The 12,507-nt window shown below is 73.7% G+C and carries 11 protein-coding genes, 1 tRNA gene and 1 pseudogene; 8 read left to right on the top strand and 5 right to left on the bottom strand.

The window, feature by feature from the left end; genetic code table 11:
- Positions 1-839: 839 nt before the first annotated feature.
- The 5 genes and pseudogenes from LN042_RS16335 to LN042_RS16315 form a co-directional block, all read left to right on the top strand.
- Positions 840-1,997, top strand: a pseudogene (locus tag LN042_RS16335) (helix-turn-helix domain-containing protein); the annotation flags it as partial.
- A gap of 853 nt (positions 1,998-2,850) precedes the next feature.
- Positions 2,851-3,453, top strand: a complete 603-nt coding sequence (gene orn / locus LN042_RS16330; protein WP_230051939.1) for an oligoribonuclease — start codon at positions 2,851-2,853, stop codon at positions 3,451-3,453.
- 193 nt (positions 3,454-3,646) lie between these two features.
- Positions 3,647-3,722, top strand: a tRNA-His gene (locus LN042_RS16325).
- A gap of 109 nt (positions 3,723-3,831) precedes the next feature.
- Entirely contained in the window at positions 3,832-4,281 is a 450-nt protein-coding gene (locus tag LN042_RS16320; protein ID WP_101385184.1) for a DUF4442 domain-containing protein, read from the top strand.
- Between the two features lie 529 nt (positions 4,282-4,810).
- Positions 4,811-5,866, top strand: coding sequence for a hypothetical protein (locus LN042_RS16315; protein WP_230051938.1), 1,056 nt, complete (start codon positions 4,811-4,813; stop codon positions 5,864-5,866).
- Between the two features lie 13 nt (positions 5,867-5,879).
- Here LN042_RS16315 and LN042_RS16310 read toward each other — a convergent pair whose 3' ends face one another.
- Both LN042_RS16310 and LN042_RS16305 read right to left on the bottom strand, forming a co-directional pair.
- Complete coding sequence (locus tag LN042_RS16310; RefSeq protein WP_230051937.1) at positions 5,880-6,740, bottom strand: spermidine synthase; 861 nt, start codon at positions 6,738-6,740, stop codon at positions 5,880-5,882.
- A gap of 90 nt (positions 6,741-6,830) precedes the next feature.
- Complete coding sequence (locus LN042_RS16305; RefSeq protein ID WP_230051936.1) at positions 6,831-7,331, bottom strand: hypothetical protein; 501 nt, start codon at positions 7,329-7,331, stop codon at positions 6,831-6,833.
- A gap of 459 nt (positions 7,332-7,790) precedes the next feature.
- On the opposite strand from LN042_RS16305, the gene LN042_RS16300 reads away from it, so the two are divergent.
- A complete protein-coding gene (locus LN042_RS16300; RefSeq protein ID WP_372495754.1) occupies positions 7,791-9,239 on the top strand; it encodes an NsdA family TPR-like regulatory protein in 1,449 nt (482 codons plus the stop codon).
- A gap of 7 nt (positions 9,240-9,246) precedes the next feature.
- Here the strand turns inward: LN042_RS16300 and LN042_RS16295 are convergent, their stop codons facing one another.
- The gene (locus LN042_RS16295; protein ID WP_230051935.1) at positions 9,247-9,897 is read right to left on the bottom strand and encodes a histidine phosphatase family protein; all 651 of its coding nucleotides are present in this window, start codon (positions 9,895-9,897) and stop codon (positions 9,247-9,249) included.
- Positions 9,898-10,009: 112 nt separating this feature from the next.
- Entirely contained in the window at positions 10,010-10,399 is a 390-nt protein-coding gene (locus LN042_RS16290; protein WP_230051934.1) for a MerR family transcriptional regulator, read from the bottom strand.
- Between the two features lie 87 nt (positions 10,400-10,486).
- Between LN042_RS16290 and LN042_RS16285 the strand changes: the two genes are divergently transcribed.
- Positions 10,487-11,278, top strand: coding sequence for an amidohydrolase family protein (locus tag LN042_RS16285; protein WP_230051933.1), 792 nt, complete (start codon positions 10,487-10,489; stop codon positions 11,276-11,278).
- A 69-nt stretch (positions 11,279-11,347) separates the two neighbouring features.
- On the opposite strand, the gene LN042_RS16280 is transcribed toward LN042_RS16285, so the two are convergent.
- Positions 11,348-11,794, bottom strand: a complete 447-nt coding sequence (locus LN042_RS16280) for an anthrone oxygenase family protein (RefSeq protein ID WP_230051932.1) — start codon at positions 11,792-11,794, stop codon at positions 11,348-11,350.
- Positions 11,795-11,885: 91 nt separating this feature from the next.
- Between LN042_RS16280 and LN042_RS16275 the strand changes: the two genes are divergently transcribed.
- Positions 11,886-12,464, top strand: coding sequence for a TetR/AcrR family transcriptional regulator (locus LN042_RS16275; RefSeq protein WP_230051931.1), 579 nt, complete (start codon positions 11,886-11,888; stop codon positions 12,462-12,464).
- Positions 12,465-12,507 lie beyond the last annotated feature (43 nt).

Genomic DNA, 12,507 nt, shown 5'->3' with positions numbered 1-12,507 from the left:
ACAGGCCTGGCCACCGGCATCACCGAGGGCGCTGACCCGCCGCCACCACGGGTCAGCCGTACGGCAACCAGCCACCGGTCCACCCGACCCCTTCCCAGGGGGGTCGACGGGTGCCACGCTTCGTGATCGAATGCATCACGCCAAATTGCCATGTCGACATAGCGTCGGATGGTGAACTTGTCACAACGGTGACGGTCCACCCAGTAGATTCGATCTTGTTGAGCGTTCAGCAGTGCCGCATCACCACACCACACCACCGAGGGGGCTTGGGCGCCTTGAACAGGGTGAGCAGGAGCGAGACAGGTCCTGACAGCGGCCAGTCGCCCGCCGGTCGCGGTGGTCAGGCGCGCTCGAGTGCCCCGAGAAATGCCGTCCCGTTCAACTCCCCTTTCCGCTCCTCGCCGCAGCCCATAGCCGCCCCCTCTGCCCAATCGCCCGCCACTGCGGCACCGTTCCAGCCCGGCTCCCGACCCGTCGTCAGTTCAGTCCCACTCGGTCTCCGACCGCTCGTCAACTCGACAGCGAATCGCGCCCGTCCGATAGCCGGCCCCGCTCAGCGCGCCGCGTTCGCGGGCCCGGCGGCGACGACGATGGCTGGATCCAGCGGCCGGCCTGGTACCCAGTCCGCCTGGCCCCCCGGCACCACCGGATCGCTGGGCAGCACTGGCATGACCGGGTCGGCCGGTCCCACGGGCGGCACGCTCGGCGGGGAGGTCCAGCCTGCGGGCGGCAACCCCCTCGGTGGTCCAGCCAGCAGCCCCCTCGGTGGCCCGGCCAGCGGCTCCCACGGCGGCCCGGTCAACGGCCCCACCGGCGGCAGTCCGCTGGGCACGGCAGTCCTGAGCACCAGCGCCCAACCGACCGTCAACTCGCAGGGCGGCGCCGGCACCCCTGGCACCGCGAACGCCCCCCGGAAGCTCGCCGGCCGACGGCGCCGCGAGACCGTGGCCGTCCTGATCTTCAGTGGGGCGCCGATCTTCGAGAGCTCGATCCCGCTCTCCGTCTTCGGCGTGGACCGCCAGGACGCTGGCGTGCCGCGCTACCGGCTGCTGGTCTGCGCGGGCGAGGAGGGACCACTCACCACCACGGGCGGTGTCACCCTCACCGCTCCGTTCGGCCTGGAAGCACTGGCCCGGGCGGGCACCATCGTGGTTCCGGCATGGCGGTCGATCTCACAGCCGCCACCGGTCGAGGCGATCGCCGCGTTGCGCAAGGCACACCACGAGGGCGCCCGGATCATCGGCCTGTGCACCGGCGCCTTCGTGCTGGCCGCGGCGGGCCTGCTGGACGGCCGACCGGCCACCACGCACTGGATGTACGCGCCGACCCTCGCCAAGCGCTACCCGCGGGTCCACGTGGATCCGCGCGAGCTCTTCGTGGACGACGGCGACGTGCTCACCTCGGCCGGCACCGCCGCCGGCATCGACCTCTGCCTGCACGTGGTGCGCAGCGACCACGGCGCCGAGGCGGCGAACGCGCTGGCCCGCCGCCTGGTGGTGCCGAACCGGCGCGGCGGCGGTGGTCAGGCCCAGTACATCGATCAGTCTTTACCGGAGGAGATCGGGAACGACCCGCTGGCAGAGGTCGTCACCTGGGCACTGGAGAACCTCAACCAGCAGTTCGACGTCGAGGTGCTGGCCGCCCGTGCCTACATGAGCCGGCGCACCTTCGACCGCCGGTTCCGCACGCTCACCGGCAGTGCGCCGTTGCAGTGGCTGATCACCCAGCGGGTGCTGCAGGCGCAGCGGCTGCTGGAGACGTCCGAGCTGTCGGTCGACGATGTGGCACGGCGCTGCGGGTTCCGTTCGCCGGTGGCGCTGCGCGGGCACTTCCGGCGTCAGCTCGGGGTCTCCCCCGCCGCCTACCGGACCAGCTACCGGGCGCGCCGTCCGAGTGCCGGTCCGGCGACCGGGGTCCCCCCGCAGGGCGGAGCGGCGGCCGGTGCACCGGTCGGCAGCGTCGGGGCGCCCGGGTCGGCGGCAGGCGTCGGCGGCCCGGTGACGGCTCCGGGCGGGGCCACCGGCCAGCCGGGTGGGACCGGCGGGGGCGGTGCGGCCCCTGCCAAGGGGCGTCAGACGGCGCAGCCCGCACTTCCCCCGCCCGGCAAGAACCGGATCCGGCCGCTGGTGCCGCCGCAGCCCGGTCCGGCCACGCGGCGCGGTGCGGCCGCGCCCAGGCAGGTCGAGCACGCGGTGGCGGACGACGGTCTGGCACAGCCCGGCGCACGTGGCCCGGGAGCGGGGCACCGGACCGGGCAGCCGTCGGACGCCCGGGGCGAGGCCCGTCCGGGTGGCCGGCCCGGGACGCCGATGCGCCCGTCGACCGGACTGCCGGCCGGACCGGCGGTGCGCGGCACGGGCGTTCCACCGCTCGCACCCGGCGCGGCGGCCGGAGCCGGCGGGATGTCAGCGCCGAGGCGCGGCACCGGTCTGAACGGTGCGCCCGCGGCGCCCCGATCGGGTGGCGCGAATTCACCGGGCGGTGTCCCCGGGGCTGGGAGCGCCGTCCGCGCCCGGCCGACCGGGTCGGCCGGCCCCGGCGCTGCCGCCCCGGCCGACCCGTCGGCGGACCGTCCGTCAGTGGAGCGCTGACGGGCCGTCGGCCACCCGCTTCGGCCCGCCCGGTGCCGCCCGAGCCCCGTTCGTCGCACCTCAGCGGCGGGCGGGGCCGCGCGGCCTGCGTGCCCGCCCGAGCAACGCGCCCTGCTCGCGTGCCGCCCACCGCGTGCGCCGGTACCCGCGTGCCGCCGATGCGGCAACCCGCTCGGATCACCAAGCGCGACCGGCGCGCATGGGGGCGGCGTGACGGGCACGCACGATGCAGACAGTGGTGCGCCGTAGGCTGGGACGGGTGAACGACCGTTTGGTATGGATCGACTGTGAAATGACCGGCCTCGACCTCGAGCGCGACGCGCTGATCGAGGTGGCGGTCCTGGTGACCGACTCCGAGCTCAACATCCTCGGCGAGGGTGTCGACATCGTGATCCGCCCGCCGCAGGAGGCCCTCGCCACCATGCCCGAGGTGGTGCGTGAGATGCACACCGCCTCCGGCCTGCTCGGCGAGCTCGCGGACGGCGTGACGCTCGCCGAAGCGGAGGCGGAGGTGCTCGCCTACGTGCGCCGGTGGGCCCCGGAGGCCGGCAAGACGCCGCTGGCCGGGAACTCGGTGGCCACCGACCGCGGCTTCCTGGCCCGGGACATGCCCGCCCTGGAGGGCCACCTCCACTACCGGATCGTGGACGTCTCCTCGATCAAGGAGCTGGCTCGCCGCTGGTACCCGCGGGCGTACTACAACAGCCCGCAGAAGGGGGGAAACCACCGCGCGCTGGCGGACATTCGGGAGAGCATCGCCGAACTGCGGTACTACCGGGAGACGGTGTTCGTCCCGGCGCCGGGCCCGGAGGCGGAGCAGGCCCGGGTGATCGCGGCGAAGCACCAGGTCACCGCCGACTGAACCGCCGACTCCGCCGACGACGGGCGGCCGTTGTGAGCTGCGCCACTCGGCCGCCTCGTCGATCCCGGCCGCGGCACGGTAGTTCGGCCCTCCAGCCGCCGTCGCACGATCAGCCTCGGGAAACCCTGGCGCGAGCACCCTCTCAGATCCTGTAGAGTTCTTCCTGTCAGCGCGGGAACGCGCAAGACAGATGGTGGGCGTAGCTCAGTTGGTAGAGCACCTGGTTGTGGTCCAGGTGGTCGCGGGTTCGAGTCCCGTCGCTCACCCCATCGAAGAGGGCCCGGTCTCCTGGAGACCGGGCCCTCTTCGCATGTCCCCTCCTCCGCCCGCACCGGCATGCCTGTTCAGCAATCACTACTCGTGAGTAACATGGCGGGCATGACGACGACACCCTCGGTCGGCGAGATGCTGGCCGCCACCGTTCCGATGGCCCGCACGCTGAACCTCACCTACCTGGAGACCACCGCCGAGCGGGCCGTGCTGCAGCTGCCGGACCAGCCCGAGTACCACAACCACGTGGGCGGGCCGCACGCCGGCGCGATGTTCACGCTCGCCGAGTCGGCCAGCGGCTGCATCGTGCTGGCCGCGTTCGGCGACCAGCTCTCCCGGGCCGTGCCGCTGGCGGTGAGCGCCGAGATCGCCTACAAGAAGCTGGCGATGGGTGTCGTGACCGCCACTGCCGTGCTGGGCCGCCCGGCGGCGGAGGTCGTCGCCGAGCTCGACGCGGGCGAGCGCCCCGAGTTCCCGGTCACCGTGGAGATCACCCGCGAGGACGGCGCGGTGACCGGTGTGATGACCGTGCATTGGACCCTGCGCCCGAACAGCTGAGCACCGAACCGGGCCGGCCGGCGGCCACCGGGCACCGTCGCACGGCGGCACCCGGTGGCAGCCCAGCGTCCCGCCGACCTGGCGACCGCACCGCGCCGCGCCCGCACCGCGCCGCGCCCGGGACCGGGACCGGGACCGGGGCAGGCTCGCCGGAACGCCCGTCGCACAGCAGCGAATCGGCGCGGCACCGACTCGGCGGCACGTCCACCGCACGCCGGTGAGCGGGCGCGGCACCGACTCGGCGGCACGCCCACCGCACGGCTGCACTGAGCCGGCGGCGTACCAGCTCGCCGGAACGCCCGTCGCACAGCAGCGAATCGGCGCGGCGTCAGATCGCCCGGACATCGCCTCCGCCGGTCGTGAGCCACTAGTGCGTTCCGCTGACGGATCGCATGAACTCCGGCGCGCCGCCGTGACTTTCGCCCGGCGCGGCTCGTTCTCGTCTCACGTGCGAGCCAATCACCCGTCACCCGCGCCCGATTCCCCGCCTGCCGGGCCGTCGGCCTCCGCCCGTACGGGGGGCGGGCGGGTGTCCCGGCGCCGGCTGGGCCTGCTGGCGGCGGGTGGTGTCGCCGGCATCGTACTGGCACAGGTCTGGGGTCTGGGCCTGGACCTCGCCCGGGCCGCCGGCAGCGCCCCGGCCGCCGGCTCCACCGCCCTGCCGCCGGCCGCCGACGGCAGGGTGACCGGCAACCTGCTCGGCGCCGCCCTGGAGGCCGGCGGCACCGACGGCCTGGCGCCCGACCGCATCGACGACGGTGGGCTCCCCCTGCCGGACCGGGCGTCCGACGTGTCCGGCGCACCCGATGTGCCCGATGTGTCCGGTGCACCCGACGTGCCCGACGTGTCCGGCGCACCCGGCGTGGTCGGCGTGCCCGTGATCGCTCCCGCACTGCTGCCCTCGGCATCCGCCCCGCCCGGTTCACCCCGGGATCCGGCAGGGGGTGCCGCGCAGGAGCCCGCCGCCCCCGCTCCCGGGCCGGCGACGCAGCTGTCGCCCCGCCCGGCGGCGCAGCCCGACACGGCCGGTCCGCCCAATGGTGCCCGGCCGGGACCCACCGCTGGGAGTGACCCCGGTGCCCCAGGCCGGGACACCACCGAGCGGACCGGGCCCGGCAGCTCAGCGGCGGGTGCCCCCACGGCTGATGACGGGCGGACGATGCCGGTCGGCTCAGCGGGCGACGTCGAGCCGGGCACCCTCTCGCACACCTCGAACGCCGAACCGAGCGCCCCCTCGCACGCCTTGAACGCCGGACCGAGCACCCCGCCGCAAACCTCGAACACCGAACCGAGCACCCCCTCCCGGGGCTCGGACCGAGGCACCCGGCGCGCCGTGAACTGGCTGCCCGAGCAACGGATCACCCGGGGCCCGGCACCCGCCCAGTCCACCAGCGACCAACCCACCAACGACCAACCCATCAACGACCAACCGGCCGACGACCAGCCGGCTGCCTCCCAGGACAGCGAGCCCCGTCTGGCGGCCCGGGTGGGACGCGCTGTGCTGATCCCGATCGCCGCCGGGCTGCTGCTCACCGGCGCCGCGATGTACAAGCACCGCGGCCTGCCGCGCGGCCACGGTCACTGACCAGCGGCGGGACTCAGCTGAAGGTCCCCGGCGGTGGCGCCGGTGACGGCGCGGCCACCGCATCGGTGGCCACCGGAGCGCCGCCGGTGAAGGCGGCCAGCGCGGAGCCGTGCTCGACCCGGCCGAGCGCCGCGTCCGAGGCGGTGCGCCGGGTCAGCTCGGCGATCGGCAGCGGCGTGTGCGAGGCGGCCAGGATCAGGTTGCCGAACCGCTTGCCGCGCAGCACGGCGGGGTCGGCGATCAGCGCCACCTCGGGGAAGACCGCGCGCAGCGTGGCCACTTGGGAGCGGGCGAAGGCGAGTCCGGAGCCGTCCGTGATGTTCGCCGCGTAGCGGCCGCCGGGCGCCAGGGCTCGGGCGGCGAGGGTGGCGAACTCCACGGTGGTGCAGTGCGCGGGCACCCGGGCGCCGGAGAAGACGTCGGCGATCACCAGGTCGGCCCCGCCCTCGGGGGCACGTTCCAGCACGCTGCGGGCGTCGGCGCCGCGGACCTTGATCTGCCAGCCGGGTTGGAGCGGGAGTTCGGCGCGGATCCACTCGGTGAGTGCGGTGTCCAGCTCGGCGACTTGCTGCCGGGAGCGCGGCCGAGTGGCCGCGGTGTAGCGGGCCAGGGTGAGCGCGCCGCCGCCCAGGTGCAGCACCCGGATCGGCTTGCCCGGTTCGGCGGCGAGATCGATCAGATGCCCGAGGCGGCGTTGGTACTCGAAACCGAGGCGGCCGGGGTCGGCCAGGTCGACGTGCGACTGCGGGGCGCCGTCGAGCAGCAGCGACCAGGACTGCGGATGGTCTCGGTCGGGCACCAGCTCGGCCAAACCGGTGTCGGTGCGGTGGGTACGCGGGGCGTGCCCTTCTCGTGCTGTGCTGCCTCGTCCCATGGTGCGAAGTATCGCCTGTCGAGGCGGCGAACGCGCAGGTGGGGGCACCCGCCGCTGGGCGGCCGACGGCTTCGACGTCCGCGCGCGGCGTCAGAACGGTCCGATACCGCCGGCCGTCAGCGTGCGAGCGGCCTCGCAGAGGGCGGCGCGCAACACCCATGGGTCGGTCAGCCTCGGGGCCGGCTCGGAGCCGGCGGGCGGCACCAGCCAGCGCGGATCCGTCGCGGGCAGCGGCGCCGCCCCGGGGGTACAGCTGGTGCCGCTCAGCTGCCAGCGGTCGGCGGTACCGGCCGGGACCAGGAAGGCGACGACACCGGTCGCCCCCTGCACGACGGAGCCGCAGGCCCGGCGCAGCCGCAGGATGTCGACCGTCTCGAGGCCGTGGCGCAGGGGCACGGTCACGGTGTCGCAGCGCAGTGCCCGCTCCCGGGCGCCGACGGGCCCACCGGTGCCGCTCCGAGCGCGACGCCCGCCGACCGCCTGGGTATCTCGGGCCTCGCCGCCGAAGGCGCGGCCGCTGAGGGTGAGTCCGGCGAAGTTCAGCCCGGTGAAGCTGAGGAGACTGCGGAGGTGCGGCAATCCGGTGACCATCGTGCGGGCCTTCCTGGCTCGGTTCGCTACCCGTGACCATCGCGTCCGCTTTTCCTGCCGTTCAGCCCGCCGCGGTGGTACTTCCCACAGCATCAGGAGACTGATGGTTCGCCAGGAAGATAGTGAACTGATGGTATGAATATGACTACTTCAGAGGTCGAGTGCTGAGGATCGAGTACTGAGGGTCCAGCGGCCACTGCCATCGAGGGGCGAGCGCAGCCGCCTTCCCGCTATCAACCCAACGGGTTGATGCCACGGATAGCCACGGGGCGCCTTACAGCAAGCCATGGCATTTCATGGCAGAACCGCAAAGATTTGTCTGCTTTGCCACCAATTAGCCGCTAATTTCCCCAAAACCCATCGTGAGTGCTTGATAACAGTGGGTACTGTCGAGCCGTCGCCTCGGTCGGGCCCACCCGACCCACGGGCCCCACCCCGCACCAAGCTCGGAGCGACCTCATGGCACAACCGGTCAGCCACAGCGGCGCCTTCACCGTCGCCGCTCCCGCCCCCGTCCGCAACACGACGATGCGCGAGCTGCGCGGCGGCCTCTCCCCTGCGGAGTTCGCCAACGTGATCCGGCGGGCGGCCCGGGAGATCGGTGAACACGTCTCCTGCGACGCCCGTTACATCGGCCGCGTCGAGGCCGGCGAGATCCGCTGCCCCAACTACGCCTACGAGCGGGTCTTCCGCCACATGTGGCCCGACCGGTCACTGGAGGACCTCGGCTTCGCACCGCGCTCGGCCGTCCGACGCCGCCCCGCCGCCCGCCGGTCCGCCCCACCCGGGCCCACCGACCAGCCGCCGCACCGGGGCCTGCTGACGGCTCTCCCCGCACCCCCCCAACCTCCCCCGCCCGCACCGGACGAGGAGAACGACGACGTGCACCGCCGAACGTTCCTGACCGGCGGACCCACCGCCCTGGCCACTGTGCTCGGCCTCGACGGCCCCGCCCGCGCGGCCGACCCGCGCGCCATGCCCGCGCCGCCGCCGACGCCGCGCAAGGTCGGCGCCGCCGACGTCCAGTTCGTCGAACAAGCCGTCCGGGAGATCCGGTTGGCCGACGACGTGCACGGCGCCGACACCCTCTTCGAGCGGGCCGGCCAGTCGCTGCGCACCGCGTACGTCCTGCTCAACGAGGGCGAGTACTCGATCACCACCGAGCGCCGGCTGCAGGCCACCGCCGGCGAACTGGCCATTTCGGTCGGCTGGTTGGCCCATGACTCCAACCGGCTCGGGGACGCCCGGTCGTTCTACGCCGAGGCGCTGGCCACCGCCCGGATGGCCGACGACCCGGCGTTGGAGGCCCACGTCTTCTGCAACAGCGCCTTCCTGGCCCGGGACGCCGGCCGGCCGCGCGAGGCGCTGCGTGCCGCCCAGGCCGGTCAGAGTGCCGCCCGCCACCTGGACTCCGACCGGCTGCTGGCCCTGCTGGTGATGCGGGAAGCCGGTGCCTGGGCGCTGCTGCGGGACCGCTCGGCCTTCGCCCAGCAGCTGGCCCGGGCCCGGATCCTCTTCGAACGCGGTGAGTCCGAGGCCGACCCGGAGTGGATGTCGTTCTTCGGCGAGGCCGAGCTGGCCGGACTGGAGGCCCAGTGCTGGGCGGCACTGGGCGACTGGGAACGCGCCACCGAGCGGGCCCAGCAGGCGATAACGCTGCAGGAGCCGCACTTCGTGCGCAACCGGGCGCTCTACACGGCCGAGTTGGCGCACGACCGGCTGGGCTGCGGCGACCTGGTCGACGCCGCCCGGCACGGCAGCGCCGCCGTCGCCCTGCTCGACCAGGTCCGCTCGGCCCGGATCCGCGGCATGCTGGCGGGCACCGCCGACGGACTGCGCAACCACGGCTCGATCGCCGAGGTCCGCGACTTCCTCGAGTGCTACCAGGTCGCCACGGAGGCCGCTTGAGGCGGCGTCAGCCCGCCAGGCCGTCCAGGTGGCTGTGGTCGTTCCAGATCTCGATCGCGGGCAGCCCGTACTCCCAGGAGAGCACCGAGAGCGCGGCCGTGCCCAGCTTGAGCCGCTGGCCGAACTCCGGGGCCTGGCCGAGCCAGCGCGAGGCGAGGATCCGCAGCAGGTGACCGTGGGCGAACACCACCACGTCGCTGTCGGCCGCGTGCATGGTGGTGGTCTCCGGGTGCGGGGTGCCGTGGTCCTGCTCGATGTCGGCCAGGAAGGCGTCGGCGCGGGCCGCCACCTCGGAGATCTTCTCGCCGCCGGCCACGCCGTCGCGCCAGATGACCCAGCCCGGGTGGTCGTGCTCGCGGATGTCGGCACCGGTGCGGCCCTCGTACTGGCCGTAGTCCCACTCCATCAGCTCCGGCCGGTCCACGGCCCGGGCACCGAAGCCGGCCAGCTCCGCTGTCTCGCGCGCCCGGGAGAGCGGGCTGGTGTAGACCCGGGCCTCGGGCAGGCCGTACCAGGGCGCGCGGGCCAGTCGGGCACCGACCCGGCGCGCCATCTCGCGGCCCTCCTCGGTCAGCGGGATGTCGGTCCGGCCGGTGTGCTGGCCACTCGCCGACCAGGCGGTCTCACCGTGGCGGACGAGGATCAGACGAGCGGGCATCGCGGACTCCTGGAGAGCTGGGGCATGAGCTGGTATGCCGAACGCGTACCGGCACTGCCATGATTCCCTACCCGCCGGTCGCCCTCGGGCACCCCCCGGTTGCCGGCCCGCACTACTCCAGGTCAGCACCGCCGGACCCGGGGCCGGGGTCGCCCGGCTCGGCCCAGCGGGCCAGTTCCTCGGCGAGCATCGCCCTGGTCCGGGCCATCGCGGCCAGCGACTCGTCCAGCGCCGCGATCTGGTCGACCAGCCGTGCCCTGGCGCGGTCGCAGCCGGCCAGCCGGCCGTCGTCGGCGAAGCACGGCAGCAGCGCGGCGACCCCGGCCAGGCTCAGGCCGACCCCCAGCAGCGAGCGGATCCGCCGCACCTGTTCCACGCTCTGCTCGGTGAAGTCCCGGTAGCCGTTCGGCAGTCGAGTGGCGTTCAGCAGCCCGTGCCGGTCGTAGTGCCGCAACGACCGGGCGCTGACTCCACTGCGCCTCGCCAACTCGCTGATCCGCACCCACGACCTCCCCGGGGCTTGACCTTGACACCGATGTCAAAGTCTAGCCTGGCGACCTCAACCACCCAGCCGTCCACAGGAGTTCACGTGACAACAGATGTCCACGCGCATGTCACCGTCGATGTCCCGGCCCAGCTGGCCCGGGCGCGGCAGGCGGGCGTCGAGCGCACGGTGCTGCTGCCGACCAGCGTCCACCCGGAGGCCGCGGCGACCAACGAGGAGCTGCGCGCCGAGTTCGCCGGCCTGATGCGGCGGATCAGCGGGGCGACGCTGCCCGAGGAGCGGTTCCGGGCCGCGCTCGACGAGGTGCGCCGGGCGGTGCGCGCCCACCCGCGCGAGACGGTCGGCTTCGCCTCGGTGCCGCTGGAACTGCCGGAGCTGGAGATCCACCGCTGGGTGGCCGAGCAGCTGGCGCACCCGGAGTTCGTCGGCCTCGGCGAACTCACCCCGGCCCCGGGTGGCACGGCGGCCGTCGAACCGGTGCTGGCGGCCGCCGCCGACCACGGCGGGGTGCCGGTGCTGGTGCACGGCTTCGCCCCGAACACCCTCGACGACCTGCGGACCTACCACCTGCTGGCGGCCCGCTACCCGGCGGTGCCGGTGATCGTCGGTGCGCTCGGCGGGATGCACGCGCTCGACCTGGTCGAGCTGGCCGCCGACCGCCCCAACCTCTATCTGGACCTGTCCAGCGCGCTGCAGACCTTCGCGGTGCGCGCGGCCGCCCGGACCGTGCCGGAGCAGTGCCTGTTCGGCTCCAACACGCCGTACGGCGACGTGGTGGCGGCCCGGCACACGGTGGAGTCCGCCGTCCGGGACCAGGCGGTGCTCGACCTGCTGCTCGGCGGCAACTTCCAGCGGATCTGCGAGTGGGCGGGATAGCCGTCACCGTGCTCGCTCCCACGAGCCGCGCTTCCACTTCGCCGTACTCGACGCAGGGTGCCCGCGGGCTCAGACGAGGGCCGCGGCCAGCAGGGCGAAGGCGGCGATGATGTCGGCGACGCGGACGTAGTGGAAACGGTCCCAGCGGTTCGCCTGCTCCTTCCAGTCGGCGGGGCGGTTCTCCTGGGTCCACGTCTTGCCCCGGTTGTTGATCGGGACGAGCAGCAGGAGCGACATGATGACGCTGAGCACCAGCAGTGCGCCGGCGATGACGACGAGGCCGGCGCCGTGGCGGTGCCATCCCGCGATGGCCCAGACCGCGGCGAGGACGAGCGAGCCGATGTACCAGAACGGCATCACGGCGCCGAGCATCCGGCCGCCGTGAGCGCGGCCGCTCAGGCAGCTCTCGTCGGGGAGGGCCTTGAGGATCGGGTTGATGACGAAGGCGACCGAGAACTCCACCCCCACCATCACTCCGACGACGACGATGGTGACGACCTTGAGTGCGTCGAGCATGATGACCCCTCCTGGGATCTAGCGCCGCTAGATGATGAGCTAACGCTAGTACTGCTGCCGCTCACTTGTCTAGCGGTGCTAGGATCCAAATATGTCGGTACAGGAACGCAAGGAACGCGAACGGGCGGCCCGCGAGCGCCTCATCGTGGCGACGGCCCGTGAACTCGCCGAGCAGCAGGGCTGGGACGCGGTCACCACCCGCCGGCTCGCCGAGCGCATCGAATACAGCCAGCCCGTCCTCTACAGCCACTTCCGCGGCAAGCGCGAGATCATCGGCGCCGTCGCGCTGCAGGGTGCCGCCGAGATGGCCGCGGCGGTGCGGGCCACGGCCTCGGCCGCCGACGGCCCACGCAACCGGGTCACCGCCGTCGCCCACGCCTACCTCGACTTCGCCGAGCGCAATCCGGCGGTCTACGACGCCATGTTCCAGCTCGACGGCGGCCTGACCTTCGCGGCCGAGGACACCCCGGAGCCGCTCAAGGACGGCTTCGCCGCCCTGCTGGAGAACCTCGGCGAGGTTGCCGGGGACGGCGTCCACCCGGGGCTGTTCACCGAGGTGTTCTGGGCGGCCCTGCACGGGCTGGCCACCCTGACCCGAGCGGGACGGCTGCCGCCGGCGGAAGCCGAGCGGAGGGTGGAGCTGCTGGTCGGCCGGCTCGCCGTGGCCTGACGCGCCGTCCGAAGGCAAGGACAGCCGGGGAACCTTCCGGCCC

Source organism: Kitasatospora humi (assembly GCF_020907985.1).
GTDB classification, from domain to species: domain Bacteria; phylum Actinomycetota; class Actinomycetes; order Streptomycetales; family Streptomycetaceae; genus Kitasatospora; species Kitasatospora humi.
This window is presented reverse-complemented; position numbering and strand designations above follow the sequence as displayed.